Origin of the sequence: Mesorhizobium sp. M1307, assembly GCF_040318155.1 — a bacterium.
GTDB lineage: Bacteria > Pseudomonadota > Alphaproteobacteria > Rhizobiales > Rhizobiaceae > Mesorhizobium.
This window is the reverse complement of record NZ_JAMYLR010000003.1, coordinates 183,199-207,347: the sequence shown is the minus strand read 5'-3', so window position 1 is coordinate 207,347 and position 24,149 is coordinate 183,199. Positions and strand designations below refer to the sequence as shown.

Here is a 24,149-nt window from a genome sequence, read left to right as displayed (position 1 = left end):
TCCCGGTATTGGCCGTTTTCGTCTTGCGGAAGAAATTAAAGCCGAATAGCGTGATCAAAGCAAGTGTGATCACAAATCAAATCATAGGCGGTGAAGATCGCTTTCGGCCTGAGGGATTCATGGGCGACACGACGGGACGGCAGGAGGAGATCCGCACGCCGGTTCTGACGGCCAGGAACGTCGTCAAGCGCTTCGGCGGCCTGCTCGCGGTCAACAATGTCTCGTTTGACGTCCGGCCGGGTGAAATACTCGGCCTCATCGGCCCGAACGGCGCCGGCAAGACCACGATGTTCGACCTGCTCGCCGGCAGCATTCTGCCGACCAGCGGCGAAATCCTCCTCAATGGCGTATCGGTGTCGGGGGAAGCAGCCCATCGCCGCATCGGCCGCGGCCTTGGCCGCACGTTCCAGATCCCCCGGCCCTTGCCTAACCTGACGCTGATCGAAAACGTCATGCTGGCCGCGCAAGGACAGACTGGAGAAAAACTGCTCGCCAATTTCCTGACGCCCCGGCGGGTCGCTGCCGAAGAAAGGGCTGCCGAGACAAGAGCCGTCGAACTGCTCGAGCTCGTCACGATCGCTCACCTCGCGCACGAACCTGCGCGCGTGCTTTCAGGCGGCCAGCGCAAGCTGCTCGAGTTGGCCCGCGTGATGATGGCTGACCCGGCGATCATCCTGCTCGACGAGCCGGCGGCCGGGGTCAACGCAACCCTGCTCGAGATCATTATCGACCGCATCCGCGACATCAATGCGCGCGGCATCACCTTCCTGCTGATCGAGCACAATATCGACATGGTGACGCGGCTTTGCCACCGCGTGCTGGTCATGGCGAGCGGCCAGCTTCTGTGCGAAGGCACCCCGGGGGAGGTGGCGCGCGACCCGCGCGTCATCGAGGCCTACCTCGGAGGCACGGCATGAGCCAAAAGGTACTCGATGTCCGCGATCTCGAAGCCGGCTACGAGCCTGGCGTTCCGATCGTGCGCGGCGCTTCGATCACCGTCGACCAGGGCGAGATCGTCGTCGTTCTCGGTCCCAACGGCGCCGGCAAGTCGAGCCTTATCAAGGCCATCGCCGGCCTTGTCCCGATCACCGGCGGCACGGTGCTGCTGGACGGCAAGGATATCACGGCGTCGCCCGCTCACATCATGATCCGCCTTGGCCTTGCCTTCGTGCCACAGACAGAGAACATCTTCCCGCTGATGTCGGTCGAGGACAATCTCAGGGTCGCCTGCGGCATCCTGAGGCCGCGCGAGGTCCCAGCCCGCATCGAGGAAATGTATGCGGCCTTTCCCGATCTCGCCCGTCAGCGCAGAACGGCCGCGGGCAATCTGTCGGGTGGACAGCGGCAGATGCTGGCCGTCGCCCGGGCGTTGATCGTCCATCCCAAGGTGCTGGTGCTCGACGAGCCGTCGGCCGGCCTGTCGCCGAAATTCGTGGCGATGGTGTTCGAGATGCTGGCCGGCATCCGAAAGTCCGGCGTCACCATTCTGCTGGTCGAACAGAACGCCAAGGCAGCGCTTGCCATTGGAGACCGCGCCTATGTGCTGGTCGAGGGCAAGGAGCGGCACCAGGGCGTCGCCTCCGAGCTCTGGAACGACCCGGTCGTGGCTGAACTCTATCTTGGCCAGCGCCGCCTCGATCTTGGGCAAGGAAGCGCGGCATGAACCTGCAATTCGTCGTCGACGGACTGCTGGCAGGGTCGATGATCGGCCTCGGCGCCATCGGCGTGACACTCACCTATTCGATCCTGCGCTTCTCGAACTTCGCCCATGGCGACTTCATGGCCTGGGGCGCCTATGCGACGCTCGCCGTGGTTGGCGCCATTGGCGCGATTTTCGGCAAGATCGCGCCGATCGCGCCCCTCTCCTTCGGTTGGCCGCTGATCGTCGCGCTCATCATCGGCATGGCGGCCACCGGCCTGCTGGCGCTGGCGCTCGACATGGTGCTGTTCGCGCGGCTGCGGGCCAAGGGCCAGGCGATCATCGTGGTGATGGCCAGCTTCGGCGCCTCGATGGCGCTGAGAAGCCTGCTCGAATTCAACTTCACCTCGCGTCCGACCTATTTCAGCCGGGCGATCCAGATCGCCATGCCGATAGGTTTCGGCATCCGCATCACCCCGGACCAGATCGCGCTGCTGCTGCTGACCGCCGTGCTGGTGCTCGGCGTGCATCTCCTGATGACGCGGACCCAGACCGGCCGCTCGATGCAGGCATTGAGCCAGAACGCGGCACTTGCCCGCATCGTCGGCATCGACGTCGCCAGGGTGGTGCGCGTCACCTGGATCATCGGCGGCGCGCTGGCCTGCGTCGCCGGCGTCATGATCGGCATTCTCATCCAGATCCGCCCGTTCATGGGTTTCGAGATGCTGCTGCCGATGTTCGCGGCCGCCATCCTCGGCGGCATCGGCAGCGTGCCCGGCGCCGTTCTCGGCGGCCTGATCATCGGCATGGCCGAAGCGGCTGCCGTGCAATTGATCGGCGCCGAATGGCGGGCAGCCGTCTCGTTCATCATCCTGATGGCGGTGCTGTTCGTGCGGCCCATCGGCCTTTTCGGAGTGAGGGAACGCTGATGGATCTGCTCGGCTACGGCGCCTTCTTCCTGACCACCGCGCTGATCTTTTCGCTCATCACGCTCGGGCTCAATCTGCAATGGGGGCTGACCGGGCTTTTCAATGTCGGGGTCGCCGGCTTCGTTGCCATCGGCGCCTACACCTCGGCGCTGCTGACCACGCCCGACGATGCCGCGCGCCTGGGCGGCTTCGACCTGCCGATCCTTATCGGCTGGCTTGGCGCCATGCTGTTGGGCGGCGTCGCCGCCGCCATCACCGGCATTGCCACGCTACGTCTGAGATCGGACTATCTGGCGATCACTACTTTCGGCGTCGCCGTCGTCGTGCAACTGGTAGCGCTCAATGCCCAGAAGCTGACCGGCGGGCCGTTCGGCATCGGCTTCATTCCGCGTCCGTTCGGCGGTCTTGCCGAAACGCCGTTGCTGTTCAACCTTTCGAACCTTGCGATCGTCTCGGTAGTGACGCTGATCGTCTATCTCGCGCTGGAGCATCTGTCGCGCAGCCCGTGGGGGCGCGTGTTGAAGGCGCTTCGCGAGGATGAGCGGGCCGCGATATCCCTAGGCAAAAGCGCACGGTTCTACCGCGTCCAGGCCTTTGCCGTCGGTGGCGCCATCATGGCGCTTGCCGGTGCGCTGCAGGCGCATTTCACCGGCTTCATCGCCCCGGACAATTATTTGCCGGCGCTGACTTTCCAGGTCTGGGTGATGCTGATCGTCGGTGGCTCGGGCAGCAACATCGGCGCCGTCATCGGCAGCATCCTGGTCTGGGCGATATGGGCCGGATCGGGAGCCTTGACCAGTATGTTGTTCTCGCCGGAACAGCAGGCCCGCGCCGCTTCGCTGCAGATCGTCGCCATCGGCGTGATGCTGTGCGTCATCCTTCTGGTCAGGCCGAACGGCCTGTTTGGCGACAGGCCGCGGCGTCCAAGGTTCGGCAAGCGTGCACGCGTGGCCCCCAGCGAGAGCGGCTCATGAACGCTGTGACCCGGCCGCACGGCGTTTCCCTTTGGCATGCCGTCAGCCGCGGTCGCCGCGACCGGCCCACCCTCGAAGGCGCACTCGATGTCGATCTGGCAATTGTCGGCGGCGGGTTTTCAGGCCTTTCCACCGCGCTGCACAGTGTCGAGAAAGGCATCTCGGTTGCCGTCCTCGAGGCGGAAATCATCGCCTGGGGGGCAACCGGCAGGAATGCCGGCTTCGTCGTGCCGAATTTCGCGAAAAGAGACCCCGACGATATCATTGCCCAGCTCGGGCCCGAACGCGGCGAACGCCTTGTCGATTTCGCCGCCGGCAGCGCCGACCTCGTCTTCGACCTGATTAGGCGGCATGCCATCGAATGCGATGCCGTCCAGAGCGGCTGGATACAACCAGCCCATTCACCGGCCGCTTTGCAAAAGACCAGATCGCGCGCCGAACAATGGGCACCACGCGGAAGGCCGGCTGTTGCGCTGGACAGACAGGCGGTCGAAGGGCTGACCGGCGTTCGCGGTTATCTCGGCGGCTGGATCGACAGATCGGGTGGCGTCCTCAATCCGGTCGAATATGCGCGCGGATTGGCCGACGCGGCGGAAAAGGCCGGAGCGCGCATCTTCGAGCATTCGCGTGTCGCGTCGATCGATCACATAGGCGATGGTTGGGCTTTGAAGACGGCCTCCGGTTCGGTGCGTGCCGAAAAAGTGCTGGTCGCCACCAATGCCTATGGCGGGTCGCTGAACCGCACGCTTGAGCGAACCTACATCCCGCTGAAAATCTTCCAGATCGCGACGGCGCCGCTGCCGCGTGAAATACGCACTCGCCTGCTTCCTGGCGGGCAAGGCGTCGGCGACACAAGACGCAATCTCTTCACCTTCCGCTTCGATGGCGAAAACAGGCTGATCACCGGCGGCATGCATGTTTTTGGCCCCGGTGCCGACACGCGGGTGCCGCGGGCGATCTGGCGGCGGCTTGCCGGGCATCTCGATCTCCCGGACATCCCGCCGCTTGAATACAGCTGGTCGGGGATGGCTGCCGTCGAGCCCGACTTCCTGCCGCACCTCGTCGATCTCGGCCCCGGGCTGATCGCCGGCTTGGCGTGCAACGGACGCGGCATCGCCATGACCACTGCGATGGGCAAGGTGCTTGCGGATTGGGCTGATGGAACAAAGCCTCAGGATTTGCCGCTGCCGTTTGCGCCGCCGTCGCCGATCCCGTTCCATAGCCTGATGCGGCATGCACCAAACATGGTGCTCCCCTGGAGCATGCTGCGCGACCGGCTGGATGGCTGATCGACGTGCGTCTCCGGCCGCCGTCCTGATACCCGAACTGCTAGACTCGCCCACATCATATTGTTAACGACAGCGGATGAAGCAGAACTATCTTTATCTCATCATCGGCGCTTTGGCCGTCGCCGTTATTGCGTTGGGGATTTACGTTTATCGCGAGGAGACTAGGCCGAAAGGCGTGGAACTTCGCATCGACGATTCCGGCATTTCAGTTCAGGAAAAATAGACCGCGTAGTCCTGTTGCCCGGCTTTGCACTGGAAGTCGGCTTGTACCGCCTCACCCCAACTCCAACGTCGTTATCGCAAAAACTCCGGACTGCTTGAGCTGCGGCGCCTTTCCCTTGTACATCCGAGCCGTCTCGAAGCCCGGTTGAAGGCCTGCGGACGACAGCAAGTCTGCAAATTGCCGGCTGGTTTCGGGAACGTCGAGATGGACGTTTCCGGGACCGGACATGTGCGCGAGCGCGGCGAAGAGATGGCTTGCCGCGTCCAGGCTGTCGGCAAAGAGCGGGCCGATCTTGCAGCCGTCCCGGCATTGGCGCGCGACGCCGTATCCCGCAATGGCGCCGTGCTTGAGGATCGCAAGCGCCATATGCGGCGGGCGCAGCCAGTGTTCCAGGAAGGATCGCCTCGGGCCGGGAAAGAAGCGGCGGTCATAGTCCAGTATGTCCGGCACGAGTTCCGGCCCTATGGCGCGAATGTCGTTGCCGACTGCTGCCGGGACATTCGGTGACCCCATGAACCGGATCGTCCGGTAGGCCGGTGCAAAACCCATGCTGCGGTAGTTGGCCTGCTGTTCGACGACACCGTCGAGGCCGATCGTGCGCTTGCCGAGCCGCGCCGTGCCGGCATCCCAAACGACCTTGCCATGGCCTTGGCCACGCTTGTCCGGCCGGCAGATGTAGAGGCCGATGAAGCCGAAACCGTCGCCATAGGCAACGGCCGAAATGCCGGCCGCCATCTCGCCATCGATAAAGGCGCCGATGAAGCCCTGCGGGTCGGCTGCCTGAAACAGCGCGGCATCGTTAAGGCCGGGATTCCAGCCTTCCGCCGCCGCCCAATCGACTAGGGTTTGCACTTCCTCACGTGCGAGCGTTCGGATCGTTCGGGGCATTGCGATCACTCGGCGGCGCCAGGCGCGAAGGATTTCAACGCGCCATGATAAGACTTTGCCAACGGGCTTGCATAGGCGCCGCGCTTGGATGTCGTCAGGCCAAGGGCGATCAATGCCTCGGCCTGTTTCACGGCAGCGCCCACGCCGTCGATGACCGGAAGCCCGAATTCCCGCTGCAGCGCCGCCGCCAGATCGGCCATGCCGGCGCAGCCGAGCACGATCGCCTCGGCGCGATCCTCGTCGATGGCGCGCGCAATCTCGTTGCGCAGCCTGAGCAGTGCGTCGGACGCCGGATCTTCGAGGGCAAGAACCGGGATGTCGGCGGCGCGCACACGCGCGCGCCCTGCCATGCCATAGCGCTGCACCAACCCTTCGACCGGCACGCGCGAACGTCCGGTGGTGGTGACGACGGTGAAGCGCTGGGCGATGAACGAGGCCGTGCTGAGCGATGCCTCGCAAATGCCGATGACCGGAATGTTGGCCATGGCGCGCGCGGCATCGAGGCCGGTGTCGTCGAAACAGGCAATGATCGCGGCTTGCGCGCCCGAGCGTTCGCCGGCGGCGATCTCGACCAGCAGGCCGGGCACGGCAAGTGCTTCATCGTAATAGCCTTCGATCGATACAGGTCCCATCGACGAGGTGACGGCAACGATCTTCGTCGATTGGGCAGCGACCGATCGGGCCGCCGCCGCGATAGTGTCGGTCATGCTGGCGGTGGTGTTTGGATTGACGACGAGGATCTGCACTGTCAGGCACGCTCGCGGCGGCGGCCGACATAGACGATTGCGCCGAGCGTCAGCAGGATCACCAGGAAGGAAAACACGGTCGTCACGGTGCCCAGCGCATAGAGCACCGGCGTCGTGACATTGGTCGTCATGCCGTAGATTTCGAGCGGCAAGGTGTTGAACGTGCCCGAGGTCATCAGCGTGCGGGCGAACTCGTCATATGACAGAGTGAAGCCGAACAGGCCGACGCCGATCAGGCTGGGCGCGATCATCGGCAGCACGACATGTGCGAAGGTCTGCCACGACGATGCTCCGAGATCGCGCGCGGCTTCCTCATAGGCTGGCGAGAACCGGTTGAAGACAGCAAACATAATCAGCACGCCGAAAGGCAAGGTCCAGGTCAGATGGGCGCCGAAAGCGGAGGTGTACCAGGCGGGGCGGAAGCCGATCTGCTGGAAGACGACGCCGATGCCGAGACTGATGATGATCGACGGCACGACCAGGCTGGCGACGGCCAGATAGAACAGTGCGGTTGCGCCGCGAAATTTCTGCCGGAAGGCCAGGCCGGCGAGCAGCGACACGGCGACAGTGACGACCATCACCATCAGGCCAAGGACGAGCGAGCGTTTGAAGCTGCCGCCGAAGTCGCCGACCGCCTGGCGCTCGAACAAATTGGCGAACCAGTGCAGCGACACGCCGTTCAGCGGAAATGTCAGACCGCCGTTCTCGCCCTGGAAAGAGAGGATCAGGATCGCCGAAAGCGGGCCGTAGAGGAACAACACGAAAAGACCGAAGAACGCCGCCAACACATAGAATTCGAGGGTGCGCTTGTCCTGGCTCATCGCCTCACAGCTCCTTGCGGATGTCGACGATGCGCAGGATGCCCGCGACCATCAGCAGCACCAGCACCAAGAGCACGACGGCGTTGGCGGCGGCTGCCGGATATTGCAGCAGCGACATCTGGTTCTTCATCATCAGCGCGACGGAGGCGCTCTGCCCGCCGGACATCACCTGCACCGTCGAGAAATCGGCCATCACCAGGGTGACGACGAAAATGGTGCCGATCGCCATGCCGGGCTTGGCGAGCGGAATGACGACGTTCCACAGAACCTGCCAGCCGGAAGCGCCGGCGTCGCGCGCGGCTTCTATCAACGACTTGTCGATGCGCATCAGCGTGTTGAAGATCGGCGTCACCATGAACAGCGTATAGAGATGCACCATGGCCAGCACCACGGCGAATTCGGAATAGAGCAGCCATTCGATCGGCTTCGGGATCAGCCCCATTTGCACCAGCGTCGAGTTGACCAGGCCATTGCGGCCAAGCACCGGAATCCACGAGATCATGCGGATGATGTTGGAGGTCAGGAACGGCACCGTGCAGACAAGGAACAGCACCATCTGCATGGCCGTGGTCCTGATATGGAAGGCAAGGAAATAGGCGACCCAGAAACCGATGAACAGCGCCAGCGCCCAGACGATGGCGGCGTATTTCAGCGTATTCAGGTAGGTTTTCCAGGTGACCCAGGAGCCGAGCGTGTCGGAATAATTGGTGGTCAGGAAATCCGGATACATCGCCGCGAAATCGTAATCCCAGAATGAGACCACGGCGATCATCAGGATCGGCAGCAGGAGGAACGCGCCGAGGATCAGGGCAAGTGGTGTTGCCTGGAGATAGGGTGCGATGGCGGCAAAGGAGCGCCTACGTCTGGCAGGCTTTGTGGCAATGGTTGCGGGCTGATCGAGTGCCACTGTCATCTGGAACAGCCTCGGTGGTATTTTGCCGGGCTGTGATCCTTCGCGCCCCCCTCTGTCCTGCCGGACATCTCCCCCACAAGGGGGGAGATTGGCTTGCATGCCGACCCACGCCAATGATCGCCGTATGACGAAGAGCGCTGAAGAGAGCCACAGCCGATCTCCCCCCTTGTGGGGGAGATGTCCGGCAGGACAGAGGGGGGCGCGAAGGAATGCAACATCTCAGTTATCGCCTGCCTTGCATCAAGCAGCGATGAACTCGTTCCAGCGCTTCACCATGTAGCGGTCCTCGTCCATGACCGAGTTCCAGCAGGCGACCTTGCCCATGCGCTCTTCGAACGAGCCGCCGTCACGCACGGCGCCAGCCTTTTCCATGACCTTGCCGTCCGGCGACAGGATATCGCCCTTTGCCGGCTTGCCTTCGATCCAGTAGCCCCACTCGTCCTCGGACATGAACTTCTTGGCCGACACCATGTTGGCCGAGTAATAGCCCTGGCGGTTGAGATAGCCGCCAACCCAGCCGGACGTGTACCAGTTGATGTATTCATAGGCGGCATCGAGTTCGGCGCCGGAGAGATGGGCTGCCAGGCCAAGCCCGCCACCCCAGGACCGGTAGCCTTCCTTGAGCGGCTGGAACCGGCACGCGATGCCCTTGGAGCGGACCGCGGCCACGGCCGGCGACCACATCGACTGGATTACGACTTCGCCTGAAGCCATCAGGTTGACGCTCTCGTCGAAGGATTTCCAGAAGGCGCGGAACTGGCCGGCTTGCTTGGCCTTGATCAGGAAGTCGATCGTCTTGTCGATCTCCTCCTTGGTCATGTTGCCCTTGTCGGCGTATTTGATGTTGCCCGTTGCCTCCATGATCATCGCCGCATCCATGATGCCGATTGACGGGATGTTGAGGATGGCGGTCTTGCCCTTGAAGGCCGGATCCATGATGTCGGCCCAGGTGGTGATATCGCGGCCGACGAGGTCGGGGCGGATGCCAAGCGTATCGGCATTGTAGATCGTCGGCACCATGGTGAACCAGTTGGTCGGCGCCTTGGCGAAGACCTTGCTGTCCTGCGCCTCGACGTAACCGACGGTATGCGGCGCGGTGCCCTGGGCAATGACGCTGTCCGGCGTCAGCTTGCCGGTTTTGAACAGCGGCACCAGCTCGTCGTAATATTTCAGCTTGGTGACATCCATCGGCTGCAGGACGCCTGTCGGGAACACCTTCTTGCAGATCCAGTATTCGATGTCGGCGATGTCGTAGCTGTCGGGCTGCGTCACGGCGCGCTGCGCGGCGGCGTCGGAATCGGTTGCTGTCATCTCCAGCGTGATGCCGAGGTCGGCCTTGCACTTGTCGGCGATGGCATTGAGGTTGGATACGCCGGTGCCGAACTGGCGCAGCGTGATGTTCGATTGCGCCCAGATGGTCGGAAAGCCTGATATGGCGCCGGAACCGGCGGCGAAACCGACGGCGGCGGCACCTGTCTTGAGCAGCGAACGTCGCGATATTCCAGTCTTCTTGTCGGTGGTGTTGGTCATGTTCAGTTCCCCTGTTTTGGTTGGTTATGCTGGATTTCAGGAATCGAGACGGCCAAGGACGATCGCGTCCTCGGCGTCCCAGGCGATCGGCACTGCGTCGCCGACGGCAACCGGCCTGGCGAAGAAGCTGGTGTCGTCGACGATTACCGTGAAATCCTCGATGCCGGCGCCATTGACCGAGAGCTTCACGGTCGAACCGCGGTACTCGACGTTTGAAACGATGCCGGTGAAGCCGAGCCCGGCTGCCGGCGGCTCGCCGATGCGCACGTGGTCGGTGCGAATGGCGATGTCGATGGGCTCCCCAGTCTCCCTGCCCTGCCCGCTGGCGGCGAGCGTGACGCCGCCGGGCACATCGAAAACGACCATGCCGTCGCGACTACCGGTGACACGGCCGGAGATGACATTGTGGTCGCCCATGAAACGAGCGACGAAGGCCGTGGCCGGCCGCTCGAACACCGTGCGAGGGTGCGCCGCCTGCTCGATACGGCCGTCGTTCATCACCACGATCAGGTCGGCCAGCGCCATCGCCTCTTCCTGGCTGTGGGTGACGTGGACGAAAGTGATGCCGAGCGACGTCTGCAGCTTCTTCAGTTCGGCTCGCATGCGGATCTTCAGGAAAGGATCGAGCGCCGAAAGCGGTTCGTCGAGCAACAGCGCCTCGGGATCGGTGATCAATGCGCGCGCAAGAGCAACGCGCTGCTGCTGCCCGCCGGAAAGCTGCGCCGGGCGGCGGCTGGCATAGGCCTCCATCTGCATCAGCTTCAGCATGTCGAGTGCCTTGGCGCGGCGCTCCTCCTTGCCGACGCCTTTCATCTTCAGGCTGAAGGCGACATTGTCGATCAGGTCGAGATGCGGAAACAGTGCGTAGGACTGGAACATCATGGCAGTGCCGCGCCTGGCCGGCGGCAGGTCGGTGACCACTGTGTTGCCGAGACGCACGTCGCCACTCGATATGCTCTCGTGCCCGGCGATCATGCGCAACGTCGAGGTCTTGCCACAGCCCGACGGACCGAGCAGGCAGCAATAGGTTCCCGCAGGGATTTTCAGGCTGATGCCTTCGACGGCAGTCGTCGCGCCATAGACTTTCGAAACGGACACAATGTCGATTTCGGCGGCTTTGGACATCCAGCTTCCCCTTTGGTCGGATTAGCCAAAGCATCATGCGTGCCAGTTGCGCGCCGCCGCACCAACCGACTGAATCCTCGAAGAAATCAGGGCCGCCTCTATATAGCTGCCGATAAGTTGCCCTTGTGCAATGCACAAATTATAGGCGATTGCCGCCGATCTTCGCAAAGATCGTATGCAATCTTTTTCATCTCTGTATTCACTTTGTCTCTCGTCCAAGCGATGCGACTCAGGGTAGAAGAACGCAGGACCACTGCCATGAACATTGCCGACCAGACCTTCCCTGCTATCGAGGCCGCCAACGAGGATCGCGCGCAGGCGATCCGCGACCAGTTGCGCGACGCGATCGTCGATCGCCGGCTGGCGCCGGGAACAAAGCTTTCCGAAGGCGAAGTCGGCACGCTGTTCGATGTCAGCCGCACCGTGGCGCGTGCGGCACTGCAGATGCTTTCCTTCGAGGGATTGGTGCGCACCGAGCGCAATCGCGGCGCCTTCGTCGCCAACCCGTCGCCGGAGGAAGCGCGGCAGGTTTTTGCTTCGCGCCGGCTCATCGAACCAGGCATCGCGATTGCCGCCGCCGGACGGATGACGCCGGCGCATGTCGCCGCGTTCAAGGCCCAGCTCGACGAAGAAGGCCGTTTCATCGCCGAACGCGGACCGAACGCAAGGCGATCGGAGATCAAGGCGTCGGGGGATTTTCACCTGCTTCTGGCGTCGGTCGCGGGAAACGTCATCCTGCAGCGCTTCATGGAGGAATTGGTCGCTCGTTCATCGCTGGTGATCGCACTCTATGGCCGCTCGGGCATCTCGAGCTGCGGCCACAACGAACACACGCAGATCCTCGAGGCGCTGGAAAATGGCAATGCCGAACGCGCCAGCGCGCTGATGCTGCACCACATCGACCATATCGAGGCCGACCTCGATTTGCGCGTCAGGAGCGGCCCGGCACTCAGGCAGGCGCTCGAGTTCTGAGATCGCGTCAACGCACGATCCTCACGCACATCGGCGTGCCAATTTCGATGGATCGGCCGGTGTCGGTCAGCCGGCCGGTTGCGGCATCACGGGCGAAAATCGAGATGCGGTCGGCATTCTGGTTGGCCGAGAACAGATGGCCGCCCGAGGGCGTCAGTGCCAGATTGCGCGGCGTGGCACCGCCGCAAGGCGTATAGTCGACAAGGGCAATCCTGCCGGTTTGCTGGTCGATCGAAAACACCACGATGCTGTCATGACCGCGGTTGGAGCCGTAGAGAAAGCGGCCGTCAGGCGAGATCTGGATGTCGGCGCAGTGATTGCCGTCGCGCGCCTCGGGCGGCACGGCCGGCTTGCTGTCGATCACCGTAAGCTTGCCTGATGCTTCGTCCAGCGCCAGCGAGACAACCGTCGAATCCAGCTCGTTCATGACGAACACGAAGCGACCGCCCGGATGCAGTGCGAGATGGCGCGGACCCGCGCCTGGCGCAAGCGCCGACTCGGCGAGCTTCGTCAGGCTGCCGTCTGAGCCGATGCGATAGGACACCAGCCGGTCGATGCCGAGGTCAGCGACGATCGCCATGCCGCCGGCAACCGTCTCGGTTACGCTATGGGCATGCGGCCGCTCCTGGCGGGCAGGATCTGGTCCGGTCCCGCTATGGGCAACGCTCGACAACGGCGCTGTCAGGCCGCCATTCTCACCCAACCCATAGACCACGACCGAGCGATCGGGGCCGCCCTCGCCCATGCCGTAATTGGCGACCAGCAGCTTGGTCCGGTCGCGCGTGATGGTGTTGTGCGCCGTGATGCTGCCCTGCGTCGGCTGCTTGTTGATGTAGGACAGCGTGGCGGTCTGCCTGTCGAAACGGTAGGCCGAGACCACCCCTTCGCGCCAGGTGAACACTTCTGAGTTGGCATAGACGTGGGAGCCGGCCGGCGTAACCGACAGGAAGGTGGGATTGTCGATGTCTCCCGTCTCGGCCAGTTTCTTCGTCTGCAGCGTCCCTTCGTCGAAACTGTAGACACCCAGCCCGATGCCGCGCGCGCCCTGAAAATACGGGGCGTCGCGATTGAGGCTGCCGACGAAAACCAGACAGGCATTCTGCATCACTTCCTCCCTTGTTCCGCCGGCATTGGCCCCGACGGAGCGGCAAAATTTCGCCTGTTCACGCTTGCAACACAACCCCATATGTGAAAATACTATTCACAAAAGAAGATTGACGGGAGGATCGATCATGCATTTCGCTGGTCTGCGGCGCGCCCTGATGGACGATTCCCGCTCCCAGAGGAAGTCGTCATGAGCGGTTTCGCGCCAACCGTGGGCGTGGCATCGACACACCCCGCCAACATGCCTAGGGATCACGCCGACCTTCCCGTCTGGAACGCGGAGAACTGGTTCTACGAAGACTGGCCGGTCGGCCAGAAGATCCGCTCGCTGCGCCGGACCATTGCCGAGGGCGACAGCCATCTCTTCAACACGCTGGTGCTCGACATCCATCCATACGTGCAGGACCAGATGTTCGCCGAAACGCAAGGCATTTTCGGCAAGCGGCTGGTGGCAGGGGCCTTCGTGTTCTCTGCCGGGCTCGGTCTCGTCGCCACCAATTGCATTAACGCCTTTTCGTATGGCTACGACAAATTGCGCTTCATCAAGCCGGTGTTCATAGGCGACACGATCTATTCGATCCGCTCCAACCTCGACAAGAAGCCAAAATACAAGGAAATGGGGCTGATCCGCGCCAGCTATGAAGTCTTCAAGGGTGAAGGCGAGCTCGTGCTTTATTGCGAGCACCTGCAGACGGTGAAGTACCGCAATCCGGCCGATTTCGCCGGCAAGACGGAGAAATAGGCAATGGCTGCCATTGCCGAACTGCCGCTGACCGGGCTCATCGTTGTCGATATGAGCCAATTCTTGTCCGGGCCCTACTGCTCGCTCAGACTGCTCGACCTCGGCGCTCGCGTCATCAAGATCGAACGGCCGGACGGCGGCGACCTGTCGCGCCGGCTCTATCTCAGCGACACCGAGATCGGCGGCGATTCCACCATTTTCCATGCGATCAACCGCGCCAAGGAAAGCCTTGCCATCGACTTGAAGGACGAGGCCGACCTTGCGGCGCTGCGCGGCCTGCTGGCCAAGGCCGACGTGCTGATCCAGAATTTCAGGCCCGGCGTCATCGAACGCCTGGGCTTCGATTACGAGGCGGTGCGCAAGATCAATCCGCGCCTGGTCTATGCCTCGATCAGCGGCTATGGCGAGGAAGGCCCGTGGGTCAAGCGGCCCGGGCAGGATCTGCTGGCGCAGGCCCGCTCCGGCGTGATGTGGCTGAACGGCGACGAGGACCAAGGGCCGGTGCCCTTCGGCCTGGCGATCGCCGACATGCTGGCGGGTTCCGCCGCCGCGCAAGGCATCCTCGCCGCACTGGTGCGGCGCGGCGTGACCGGCAACGGCAGCCATGTCGAGACCAGCCTGCTCGAAGCGCTGGTCGACTTCCAGTTCGAGGTGCTGACCACGCATCTCAATGACGGGCGCCGGCTGCCGCGGCGGTCGAGCTTCCGCAGCGCGCACGCCTATCTCTCGGCGCCCTACGGCGTCTATCCGGCCAAGGACGGCTATCTGGCGATCGCCATGACGCCGATCTCGAAACTCGCCGATCTCCTCGGGCTCGAGGAACTTGCGCCCTATCGCGACCAGCCGTCGACCTGGTTCACCGCCCGCGACGAGATCAAGGCGATCATCGCGCAAAAGATCGCAACGAAGACGGTCGACGAATGGCTTGCCATTCTCGAGCCTGCCGACATCTGGTGCGCCAAGGTTTTGAGCTGGCCGGAAATGATGGCCAGCGAAGGCTTCCAGGTCCTCGACATGCTGCAGACGGTGACGCGCGAGGATGACGTTTCGATCCTCACCACGCGCTCGCCGCTCAGGGTAGACGGCATCCGCGCGAAGGTCGAGCGGGCCGCGCCACGCATCGGCGAGCACAGCGCAAAAATCCGCGCGGAGTTCGGGCTGTGAGCGACGTCACGCTCAAAGGCATGACCTGGAGCCATCCGCGCGGCTATGACCCGATGGTCGCCTGTTCGAGACTGTGGAAGCAACAAACTGGCATCGCCGTTGAATGGGACAAGCGCTCGCTGCAGGATTTCGAATCCTTCCCGGTCGAGGAACTGGCCCGTGCCTACGACCTGATCGTCGTCGACCATCCGCATGTCGGCCAGATCACCGCCGAGAATTGCCTGGCGCCGCTCGATGTCGCCGGCCGGGAAGCCGAACGTACAGCACTTGCGGCGGGCAGTGTCGGCCGGTCCTTTCCGAGCTACAACTGGCAAGGCCGGCAGTGGGCGTTTCCGATCGACGCGGCCAGCCAGGTGCAGGCATGGCGGCCCGACATGCTTTCGGCAGCGCCGGCGAGCTGGGCCGATGCTCTCGATCTGGCCCGGCAAGGCCACGTGCTGTTGCCGCTCAGGCCGCCGCATGCGCTGATGGTGTTCTACACGCTTGCCGGCAATCTCGGACGGCCCGCCGGTGAAGGCCCTGGCGACCATGTGGATCCGGCAGCGGGCAAGCAGGTCTTCGAGATGATGCGCGAGATCGCAGCTCTCGTCGACCCGGCCTGTCTTGGCATGGATCCGATCGCGGTTCTGGAGCAAATGGCCGGATCCGGCTCGCGGATCGCCTGCGCGCCGCTGATCTATGGCTATATCTCCTATGCCATCGCCGGGTTTCGACCCAACCGCCTGGCTTTCGCGGATATCCCGGCCGCTGGCAATGCCGGCCCCAAAGGCTCGGCGCTCGGCGGGACCGGCATCGCCGTGTCGGCCTTCTCGAAGGCCGGACAGGAAGCAATCGACTTCGCCTACTGGATCGCCAGCGGTGGGGTGCAGCGCGGCCCTTACGCCTCGGCCGGCGGCCAGCCCGGCCATGCGGCAGCCTGGGCGGATACCGCCGTCAACGCCGCCGCCGGCAATTTCTACGAGGACACGCGGGCTACGCTCGAAGGTGCCTGGGTGAGGCCGCGGCACGACGGCTACATGGCGTTCCAGCAGGCGGCGTCCGATCGCATCAATGTCGGCCTGAGCGAAAGGCACAATGCCGCTCGCGTCGTTGCCGATCTCAATCGCCTGTTTCGGGAGAGCCTTTCGACGCAGGTGTCCGGCGTTGCCGGCGGAGGAGCCTGAAACAACCGAACGGAGGAGAACATGAACAGCCTGATCCGCGGCCTTATGGCCGCAACCGCACTTGCATCGGTCACGACCATAGCCTGCGCCCAAGACGTTTCGGGCGTGATTGCTGGATTGCCGACCGAACTGAAGGCGCAATATGACGGCGCGCCGCAAAAGGTGCTGCCGTCGGCCTGGGATAATTTCACGCCGCCGCCAAAGCCATGGAAATGGTGCCACTCCGAGTCCTACCAGGGCAATCCGTGGCGCGTCACCGTGACCAAGGAGTTGAAGCGGCTGGTCGACGGCCTGATCGCCGACGGCACCGTGGCGAGCTTCGAGGTGTCGGATTCCAACAACGACGCCAGTCAGCAGATCAACCAGATCCGCGCCTTCATCGACAAGAAATGCTCGATCATCAGCTCGATCCCCGGCTCGGCGACGGCGCTGGACGATGCCATCGATGCCGCAGCCAAAGCCGGCATCCCCTTCATCACGGCAGCGGGGTCGGTGACCAGCCCGAATGCGATCAATGTCGATTCCAACTATGCGCGCTGGGGCTACGACATGATGACGGCGATCGGCAAAGCAATGCCGGACGGTGGCAGCGTGCTTCTGGTCGAAGGCATCGCCGGTCATCCGATCGTCGTGCAGGAGCGCCAGGGCGGCGACAAGGCGCTGGCCGAAATTTCAAAGCTCAAGGTCTCGCGCAGCGTCAACGGCAACTGGACGGCCAACGTCACCAAGACGGCGGTGCTGCAGGCGATCGCCACCAATCCGGCGCCGATCGATGCGGTGTGGACGACGGGCAGCGAAAGCCGCGTCGTTGCCGAGGCCTTTGCCGAGGCCGGCCGCCCTGCCCCGCTGATCACCGGCTCGATCACCGGCGATGCGCTCGGCTACTGGAAGGCCAATCCCGACAAATACCGCTTCGAAGGCCATGCGGTTCTGCCGCACTGGACGGCCGAGACGCTGTTTCGTGTCGGGGCGCGCATGCTGGATGGGCAGAAGCCCAAGCTCAACACGCTGCTGATCCCGATTCCGCCGGTGCACAATGCCGACCTCGGCGCCTGGTACAAGGACTGCATGACGCCGGACGCCGTCTCGATCTTCCCGGTCCCGCCGAAGGATCCGATGCCGGAGGAATGGCTCGACGCCTACTTCGCCAATCCGGCACCGACCAAGGGCTGGGACTATTCGAAGGTGCCGGACGCCTGCGCCAAGTAGCATTTATGAGCGCCGGCTCCGCACCAGCGGTGCCGGCTTTCTCCATCAGGATTGCTCATGCTGGAAGTCCAGGCCATCTCGAAACGCTACGGCGAAACGATTGCGCTGGCCAATGCCTCAATCGCATTCCGCGCCGGCACGATCCACACCATCCTGGGCGAGAATGGGTCGGGCAAGAGCACCCTGGTCAAGCTGCTGTCGGGAATCGTCCAGCCGGACAGCGGCGCGATCCTGCTCGACGGAGCGCCCTTTACCGGCCTCTCGCCGGCAGCGTTCCAGACCGCCGGATTGGCCACCGTGTTCCAGGAAGTGCTGATCGCGCCTGACCGTTCGGTGACGGACAATATCCTGCTCGGCCTCGACGGCCTGCTGACGCGCACCGTGCCGCGCGCCGAGCGGCGGCAACGCGCGCAAGCGGTGCTGAAGCGCTTCGCGGTGACCGAGATCCCGCTCGACCAGTTGGCCGGGCAATTGCCGCTTGCGGTTCAGCAATTGGTAGTGCTCGCCCGCGCCGTGGTGCGCAGCCCGCGCATTCTCATCCTTGACGAGGTTACGGCTGCGCTCGACTTTGCCGATCGCGAGGCGGTCTTTGCCATGATGCGCAAGCTTGCCTCCGAAGGCTGCCTGATCCTGTTCATCACCCATCGCATGGACGAGGTTATGTCGCTTTCGGACCGGATTTCCGTCCTGCGCGGCGGCAGCGTGGTGACGACTGAGGAACGCGGCACGTCCACCGCATCCGAACTTCTCAGAGCGATGGCGCCACGCACGGCGGCGGAGCTGGCGCATGGCTGATCGCGCCAGCCTTTCGGTGCGTGGCCTGGTGATCGCGCCGGGCGCAAGCCCCATGACACAAACCATTGCGCCTGGCGAGATCGTCGGCCTTGCCGGCCTCGACGGCCACGGACAGGAGCGGTTCCTGAAAGTGCTGGCCGGCTTGGAACGCCCGGCCGGCGGCGAGGTGACCGTCGAGGCGCCAACCGGAGCGCGCGCGATCACCAATTTCCGCAAGGCGGTCGCCGGCGGCATCGCCTATTTGCCGCGCGACCGGCGCACCACCGGCATTTTTCCGACCCAATCGGTGCTCGACAATTTTGCCGTCTCGACGCTGTCGCGCGATATGCGTTTCGGCCTGCTCAGCTTCGCCGCGCGGCGGCAGCGCTATGAGAGCTACCGGGACAGACTGTCGATCATCGCGCCACGGCCGGACGCCCCGATCACCACGCTTTCCGGCGGCAATCAGCAGAAGGTGCTGCTGGCCCGCGCATTGGCGCTGGAACCGGCGATCCTGCTCCTCAACGACCCTACCCGCGGCGTCGACGTGGCAACGCGCCACGTCCTTTATGACGTGTTCCGCAGGCTTGCGGCGGACGGCATGGCGCTGGTCATCCTATCGAGCGAGATCGAGGAGATCCTGCTGCTTTGCCATCGCGTGCTGGTGTTCCGCGAACAGCAGGTGGCGGCTGAAATCACCGGAGACGAGATGAAAAGCGATACGGTGATCGCCGCCATGTTCGGGCGCGCGGCATGAGCGGGTTGCGGCGCATGGCGGCGCGATGGCGCGGCGCCGGCTTTGCGGCAGTGCTGTTAGTGATCCTGATCGCGGTCAATCTGCTGCTCAATCCGGCGCGCTTCCATCCTGCCGCCTGGGGCGCGCTGATCGGGCTCGCCGCGCCGCTGATCGGCGCAGCGCTCGCCTCGGCTCCAGTGATCCTCGCCGGGCGCGGTGGCATCGACATTTCCGTCGGGCCATTGATGGGCTTCGTCAATGCGATGGTGATCCAGCTGCTGTTTCTCAGGCTTGGCATGTCTTCGCCGATGTTCATCGTGCCGGCGGCGCTGTTGATCGGCGCGATCGTCGGCGCCGCCAACGGCTTTCTGGCGACCATCGTCCGCATCCAGCCGATCGTTGCGACGCTCGGCACCTATCTGATCCTCACCGGCATGACGCTGACCGTCCTGCCGGCGCCGGTCGGGCCGGCGCCGGGCTGGCTGAAGGCAATGGCCGGACCCTGGTCGGCGCTGCCGCTGGCGCTGATCTTGCTGTTCTGGTGGCTGGTGCGACAGACGCCTTATTACGACCAGCTGATGGCGGTGGGCAGCGACGACCGCGCCGCCTACACGGCCGGCATTCCGGTGACGAAAGTGCGTTTCATCGCCTATGTCATGACCGGCATACTTGCCGCCTGTGCCGGCCTGATGCTGACCGCGCTGATCGGTTCGGCCGACCCTAATATCGGGCCAACCTACACGCTGATCGCGATTGCCGCGGTGGCGCTCGGCGGCGTCAGCCTTGCCGGCGGGCGCGGCGGGCTCGCCGGCGCCGCCATCGGCGCTGTCGACATCTTCCTGCTGCAGAGCGTGCTGACCGCCTTCAACGTCTCCACCTATGTGCTGCAGATCGCCTATGGCGCGATCCTGGTTGTGGCCGTCATCATGACGGCGCTGCAGGAGCGGCTCTCGGGAGGGAAAGGCTGAGAAGCATGCGCCAGACCTGGTTCCAATCCACCAATGCGCGTGTCGCCGGTGCCTTTGCCGTCGCTGTCGCCTTGCATCTCCTTGGCACCTTGCTCATCCCGGGCTACTCCCAGCCGTTCGCCATCCGGGCGCTGCTGGTGATCGCCTCGCTGCTGGCGGTGGCATCGATCGGCCAGACCCTCGTCGTAATCCTGGGCGGTATCGATCTGTCGATCCCCTTCATCATCGGCTTTGCCAATGTCGTTGCCGCACAGCTCTACGGCGTCGGCTGGAATTTTGCCCTTGTCTGCGCAGTCGTCGTCGCGCTCGCCATACTGATCGGGGCGCTGAACGGCCTGATCTCACGTGGGCTCGATATCCACCCGCTGATCGTCACGCTCGGCACTGGCATGATCGTGCAAGGTGCCGTCCTGTTGTGGACCGGTGGCTTTCCATCCGGATCGGCGCCTGCCGCGGTTTCCGCCTTCGTTTCGATCGGCGGTTCGGTCGGACCGCTGCCGGTGCCGGGGCTGGTGCCATGCGTCGCGGTGCTGACCTTGCTGGTGGCGCTGGTGCTGGCGCGCACGCCATACGGCCGCCGTCTCTACGCCCTAGGCAGCAATCCAGGTGCTGCGCCGCTGGCGCTGATCGATCCGGTCCGCATGTGGACCGTGACCTATGCCGCGAGCGCCTTCTTCGCCGCCGCGGCCGGCGTGCTGCTGCTCGGCTTCACCGGCTCTGCCTATGGCGATGTCGGCCAGCCCTATCTGTTCCAGACGATCGCGGCAGTGGTGGTCGGCGGCGCCGCCCTTGTCGGCGGCCGCGGCAGCTATTTCGGCACCATTGCCGGCGTGCTGGTGCTGACGGAGATCAACACGCTGCTGATCGGCCTCGGCTTCCGGCCCTCGACCGTGCAGGCGGCACTTGGCCTGGTCATCGTGCTCCTGGTTTCGCTCTACGGTCGCGAGCGGCACGTGTCGGCGACGATCTGAGGCCACCTATTCGTTTTAGCCGCATTTGTGCGACGCCATGTGATTCCATCACTTGGCTGCAAAATGCTCTACAAACTCCACAGCCGCTTGGCGTTGCCGGACAGCAGTTGCTGCCTTTCATCGGCGCTGGTGCCGGCGAGCAGCGCGTGCGTTGCCGCCACCCAGGTCGCAAGCCCGCCGCCAAGCGTGCAGACCGGCCAGTCGCTGCCCCACACAACGCGGTCCCAGCCGAAGCATTCGATGGTGTGCTCGACATAGGAACGCAGCGTTTCGACAGTCCAGGATCCGGCATCCGCATAGGCGACCACACCGGAAATTTTGCCGACGACGTTCGGGCGCCGCGCGATCTCCGCCATGTGCTCGCGCCAGGGGTGCTCGGCACCACCCTTGATGTCGGGCACGCCACAATGGTCGAGCACGAACTGCACATCCGGCGCGACGTCGGCGAGTGCAATCGCCTTGGGGATCTGGTGCGGCAGAACGACAAGGTCGAAGGTCAGGCCGCTGCCGGCAAGCCGCTTGATGTTTTCGCGAAACAGCGCGCCCTCCGAAAGCTCGTCCGGCATGACGTGCAGCACGCGGCGAAAGCCTTTGACGAAAGGATCGGCGCGCTGGCGCTCGAGATAGGCGGCAAAGCCGGGCTCTTCCGGACGGCAGGAGGCAATTGCCCCCCGCAGCAAGCTGGCCTTTTCCCGCGACAGCGCTTTGACACGGCTGGTTTCAGCCTCGATGTCGGCAGGATCGACATCGACCTCCATATGCAATGCGCCCTCGATGCCGGCACGGCGGGCCTGGACTGCATATTCGACGTAGGAGAAATCGCGGTTGAGCGCCGGCACGCCGGCCAGCCAGGGATAGCGCAGCGCGGACTGGTCGATCAGGTGCAGATGGGTGTCGAAGATCATGGCGGCGCTCCTCCCTGGCGACTTCGAGATCATCTCACGGAGAAATTCTTCATTCAAATAAGAATTCATCGCGATTGCTTGACGGTCGATCCCGCCAGTTGCGACAGCTTTTCGGTCGCTGCCAGCAGCAGCTCTATCGTCCTGGTGATGTCGGGCGCCTTGGGTGCGTTGACCAGGGTTATGTAGGGGATCGACAGTGCGGCGATCGCCTTGCCATCCGAGCCGAGAACGGGCGTCGACAGATTGAACACGCCGGCCGTCTGCATCGACGCCATCATCTCGTAGCCGCGTTCCCTGATCTGGTCGAGGCGGGCGAAGAATTCCGGCGATTGCGGCGGCTTGTCGGTACTGCGCAGATGTTCTGAGATCATCATCTGCCGCTCTTCCGGCGGGCGGAACGCCAGCAATACATGGCCGGACCCGGTGTCGAACAGGCTGATATGCGAGCCGACGCGGATGGAGATGCCCCAGTAATCCGGCGCCTCCTGCTGTGCGATCACCACCGCGGAACCGCGGTCGAAGACGACCAGCTGATTTGCCTGCTGTGTGGTTTCGGCCAGTTCGCGCATCAGCGGCGTCGCGTAGGAAGCCAGCCGGCGCACCGGCGCGTGCAGCTGCGCCAGGCCAAACAGCTTGAGCGTCAGCGAGTAACGGTCGCCATCCGGCCGCGTGACATAGCCGCGCCGCACCAGCCGATCCAGCATGCGATAGAACTCGTTCGGGCTGCGGTCGAGTTTCTTGGCGATTTCCGCCTGCGTCAGGCCGCCGTCGACGCCGGCCAGCAGCTCGAGAATGTCGAGCCCCTTGTCCAACGCCGGGGCTCGATAGCGCTCGTCTTCCTCGTCCTCTGCCATTGGGCTTCTCCAGTGAATTTCATATTTCATATACGCATAACGGTTGCTTCCGGAAGAACTTTCGGCTTGACGATCTTATAAATATTTTGTTTGTATATGAATGAACCTGCCGATCGACCTCACTACGCGATCGACGCAGACTCTTGGGAGGATACCAATGACGAAACTGTTTTGCGGCCTGTCGGCCGGCGTAACGCTGCTCGCACTTGGTGCGAGTGCTGCCCTTGCTGCCGACCTGCCCGGTAAATTCGACGGCGTCACCATCGACGCCAAGCTGATCGGCGGCCAGCAATATGAAGGGCTGTACGCGCGCATCGGCGAATGGGAAAAACTGACCGGCGCCAAGGTCAACGTGATCTCGAAGAAAAACCACTTCGAGCTCGACAAGGAGATCAAGTCGGACATCGCCTCCGGCAGCATCAACTGGTGCGTCGGGTCGAACCACTCGTCCTTCGCGCCGCAATATCCTGATATCTACACCGATCTCAACAAGCTGCTGCCGAAGGAGGAGATCGACGCCTTCGTGCCGTCGACGATCAAGGCCTCGACGCTCGAGGGCAAGCTGGTGATGCTGCCGCGCGCGCAGTTCGACGTCTCGGCGCTCTATTACCAGAAGAGCCTCTACCAGGACGAAGCCAAGAAGGCCGCCTACAAGGTCAAGTACGGCAAGGATCTGACACCGCCCGACACCTGGGACGAGGTCGCCCAGCAGGCGGAATTCTTCGCCAGCCCGCCCGATTTCTACGGCACCCAGTTCGCCGGCAAGGAAGAGGCGATCAACGGCCGCTTTTACGAGATGCTCATCGCCGACGGCGGCGAATACCTCGACAAGGATGGCAAGCCGGCCTTCAACTCGGAAGCCGGCGTGCACGCGCTCGACTGGTTCGTCAATCTCTACAAGGCCAAGGCGGTGCCGGCCGGCACCACCAACTATCTGTGGGACGATCTCGGCCAGGGCTTTGCCTCGGGCACCGTCGCCATCAACCTCGACTGGCCGGGCTGGGCAGGCTTCTTCAACGATCCGAAGTCGTCGAAGGTCGCCGGCAATGTCGGCGTGAAGGTGGCGCCGAAGGGATCGGCCGGCATTCGCACCGGCTGGTCGGGGCACCACGGATTTTCGGTCACCGAAAACTGCGCCAGCAAGGAAGCCGCGGCGTCGCTGGTCTGGTTCCTGACCAATGAGGACAGCCAGAAGCTCGAGGCGGCAAGCGGCCCACTGCCGACCCGCACGGCGGTGTGGGACTGGGACATCCAGCAGGCGGCCAATGATCCTTACAAGAAGGAAGTGTTGGCGGCTTTCCAGGAAGAGGCAAAGCACGCTTTTGCCGTGCCGCAGACACCTGAATGGATCGAAATCTCCAACGCCGTCTATCCCGAATTGCAGGCCGCCATCCTTGGCGACAAGACCTCCAAGCAGGCGCTGGACGACGCTGCCGCCAAGGCCACGCAAATCCTCGAGGACGCCGGCAAGCTTTGACCATTCTCCCAAGGGGGCGCCGCGCTCATTGAA

General features: G+C 63.6%; 25 protein-coding genes. 16 read left to right on the top strand and 9 right to left on the bottom strand.

Features of this window, described 5'->3' with window-relative positions; all coding sequences use genetic code 11:
* The first annotated feature begins 119 nt into the window (after positions 1–119).
* From NKH16_RS06760 to NKH16_RS06735, 6 genes are all read left to right on the top strand, one after another.
* Positions 120–917, top strand: coding sequence for an ABC transporter ATP-binding protein (locus tag NKH16_RS06760; RefSeq protein WP_352876056.1), 798 nt, complete (start codon positions 120–122; stop codon positions 915–917).
* The gene (locus NKH16_RS06755) at positions 914–1,663 is read left to right on the top strand and encodes an ABC transporter ATP-binding protein (RefSeq protein ID WP_352876059.1); all 750 of its coding nucleotides are present in this window, start codon (positions 914–916) and stop codon (positions 1,661–1,663) included. The genes NKH16_RS06760 and NKH16_RS06755 overlap by 4 nt, the downstream gene beginning before the upstream one ends.
* The gene (locus NKH16_RS06750; RefSeq protein ID WP_352876062.1) at positions 1,660–2,568 is read left to right on the top strand and encodes a branched-chain amino acid ABC transporter permease; all 909 of its coding nucleotides are present in this window, start codon (positions 1,660–1,662) and stop codon (positions 2,566–2,568) included. Before NKH16_RS06755 ends, NKH16_RS06750 begins: the two co-directional genes overlap by 4 nt.
* Positions 2,565–3,542 carry a branched-chain amino acid ABC transporter permease gene (locus tag NKH16_RS06745; RefSeq protein ID WP_023676067.1) on the top strand — a complete coding sequence of 326 codons (978 nt, stop codon included), beginning with the start codon at positions 2,565–2,567 and terminating at the stop codon, positions 3,540–3,542. Before NKH16_RS06750 ends, NKH16_RS06745 begins: the two co-directional genes overlap by 4 nt.
* Positions 3,539–4,831, top strand: coding sequence for an NAD(P)/FAD-dependent oxidoreductase (locus NKH16_RS06740; RefSeq protein WP_352743899.1), 1,293 nt, complete (start codon positions 3,539–3,541; stop codon positions 4,829–4,831). The genes NKH16_RS06745 and NKH16_RS06740 overlap by 4 nt, the downstream gene beginning before the upstream one ends.
* Positions 4,832–4,907: 76 nt before the next feature.
* A complete protein-coding gene (locus tag NKH16_RS06735) occupies positions 4,908–5,054 on the top strand; it encodes a hypothetical protein (protein WP_352452379.1) in 147 nt (48 codons plus the stop codon).
* Positions 5,055–5,105: 51 nt separating this feature from the next.
* On the opposite strand, the gene NKH16_RS06730 is transcribed toward NKH16_RS06735, so the two are convergent.
* The 6 genes from NKH16_RS06730 to NKH16_RS06705 form a co-directional block, all read right to left on the bottom strand.
* Positions 5,106–5,942, bottom strand: coding sequence for a GNAT family N-acetyltransferase (locus NKH16_RS06730; RefSeq protein WP_352451585.1), 837 nt, complete (start codon positions 5,940–5,942; stop codon positions 5,106–5,108).
* Between the two features lie 5 nt (positions 5,943–5,947).
* Positions 5,948–6,688 (bottom strand): aspartate/glutamate racemase family protein, encoded by a 741-nt coding sequence (locus NKH16_RS06725; protein ID WP_352688645.1) that lies wholly within the window; start codon positions 6,686–6,688, stop codon positions 5,948–5,950.
* 2 nt (positions 6,689–6,690) lie between these two features.
* Positions 6,691–7,509, bottom strand: coding sequence for an ABC transporter permease (locus NKH16_RS06720; RefSeq protein WP_352451583.1), 819 nt, complete (start codon positions 7,507–7,509; stop codon positions 6,691–6,693).
* Positions 7,510–7,513: 4 nt separating this feature from the next.
* Positions 7,514–8,422, bottom strand: a complete 909-nt coding sequence (locus NKH16_RS06715) for an ABC transporter permease (RefSeq protein WP_352874741.1) — start codon at positions 8,420–8,422, stop codon at positions 7,514–7,516.
* A 240-nt stretch (positions 8,423–8,662) separates the two neighbouring features.
* Complete coding sequence (locus NKH16_RS06710) at positions 8,663–9,952, bottom strand: ABC transporter substrate-binding protein (RefSeq protein WP_352451581.1); 1,290 nt, start codon at positions 9,950–9,952, stop codon at positions 8,663–8,665.
* Between the two features lie 36 nt (positions 9,953–9,988).
* Positions 9,989–11,077, bottom strand: a complete 1,089-nt coding sequence (locus tag NKH16_RS06705; protein ID WP_352451580.1) for an ABC transporter ATP-binding protein — start codon at positions 11,075–11,077, stop codon at positions 9,989–9,991.
* A gap of 258 nt (positions 11,078–11,335) precedes the next feature.
* On the opposite strand from NKH16_RS06705, the gene NKH16_RS06700 reads away from it, so the two are divergent.
* A complete protein-coding gene (locus tag NKH16_RS06700; protein ID WP_023676076.1) occupies positions 11,336–12,049 on the top strand; it encodes a GntR family transcriptional regulator in 714 nt (237 codons plus the stop codon).
* Between the two features lie 7 nt (positions 12,050–12,056).
* On the opposite strand, the gene NKH16_RS06695 is transcribed toward NKH16_RS06700, so the two are convergent.
* On the bottom strand, positions 12,057–13,154 hold the full coding sequence (locus NKH16_RS06695; protein WP_352874743.1) for a lactonase family protein: 1,098 nt from the start codon (positions 13,152–13,154) through the stop codon (positions 12,057–12,059).
* Positions 13,155–13,343: 189 nt separating this feature from the next.
* Between NKH16_RS06695 and NKH16_RS06690 the strand changes: the two genes are divergently transcribed.
* Genes NKH16_RS06690 through NKH16_RS06655 form a run of 8 tightly spaced genes read left to right on the top strand, consistent with a single transcriptional unit; the run spans position 13,344 to position 20,880 of the window.
* Complete coding sequence (locus NKH16_RS06690; RefSeq protein ID WP_352455282.1) at positions 13,344–13,895, top strand: MaoC family dehydratase; 552 nt, start codon at positions 13,344–13,346, stop codon at positions 13,893–13,895.
* A 3-nt stretch (positions 13,896–13,898) separates the two neighbouring features.
* Complete coding sequence (locus NKH16_RS06685; protein WP_352680380.1) at positions 13,899–15,059, top strand: CaiB/BaiF CoA transferase family protein; 1,161 nt, start codon at positions 13,899–13,901, stop codon at positions 15,057–15,059.
* 20 nt (positions 15,060–15,079) lie between these two features.
* A complete protein-coding gene (locus NKH16_RS06680; RefSeq protein WP_352874886.1) occupies positions 15,080–16,222 on the top strand; it encodes an extracellular solute-binding protein in 1,143 nt (380 codons plus the stop codon).
* 21 nt (positions 16,223–16,243) lie between these two features.
* Positions 16,244–17,431, top strand: a complete 1,188-nt coding sequence (locus tag NKH16_RS06675; protein WP_352680379.1) for an ABC transporter substrate-binding protein — start codon at positions 16,244–16,246, stop codon at positions 17,429–17,431.
* A gap of 57 nt (positions 17,432–17,488) precedes the next feature.
* Positions 17,489–18,226, top strand: coding sequence for an ATP-binding cassette domain-containing protein (locus tag NKH16_RS06670; protein ID WP_352874745.1), 738 nt, complete (start codon positions 17,489–17,491; stop codon positions 18,224–18,226).
* Entirely contained in the window at positions 18,219–18,962 is a 744-nt protein-coding gene (locus NKH16_RS06665; protein WP_352750168.1) for an ATP-binding cassette domain-containing protein, read from the top strand. Before NKH16_RS06670 ends, NKH16_RS06665 begins: the two co-directional genes overlap by 8 nt.
* The gene (locus tag NKH16_RS06660) at positions 18,959–19,909 is read left to right on the top strand and encodes an ABC transporter permease (RefSeq protein WP_352819027.1); all 951 of its coding nucleotides are present in this window, start codon (positions 18,959–18,961) and stop codon (positions 19,907–19,909) included. The genes NKH16_RS06665 and NKH16_RS06660 overlap by 4 nt, the downstream gene beginning before the upstream one ends.
* A 5-nt stretch (positions 19,910–19,914) precedes the next feature.
* On the top strand, positions 19,915–20,880 hold the full coding sequence (locus tag NKH16_RS06655) for an ABC transporter permease (protein ID WP_352743909.1): 966 nt from the start codon (positions 19,915–19,917) through the stop codon (positions 20,878–20,880).
* A 68-nt stretch (positions 20,881–20,948) separates the two neighbouring features.
* Here the strand turns inward: NKH16_RS06655 and NKH16_RS06650 are convergent, their stop codons facing one another.
* Both NKH16_RS06650 and NKH16_RS06645 read right to left on the bottom strand, forming a co-directional pair.
* Positions 20,949–21,785, bottom strand: coding sequence for an amidohydrolase family protein (locus NKH16_RS06650; protein WP_352743911.1), 837 nt, complete (start codon positions 21,783–21,785; stop codon positions 20,949–20,951).
* Between the two features lie 65 nt (positions 21,786–21,850).
* Positions 21,851–22,639, bottom strand: a complete 789-nt coding sequence (locus tag NKH16_RS06645) for an IclR family transcriptional regulator (RefSeq protein ID WP_352488516.1) — start codon at positions 22,637–22,639, stop codon at positions 21,851–21,853.
* A 157-nt stretch (positions 22,640–22,796) separates the two neighbouring features.
* On the opposite strand from NKH16_RS06645, the gene NKH16_RS06640 reads away from it, so the two are divergent.
* Positions 22,797–24,116 carry an ABC transporter substrate-binding protein gene (locus NKH16_RS06640; protein WP_352898746.1) on the top strand — a complete coding sequence of 440 codons (1,320 nt, stop codon included), beginning with the start codon at positions 22,797–22,799 and terminating at the stop codon, positions 24,114–24,116.
* Positions 24,117–24,149: the final 33 nt, after the last annotated feature.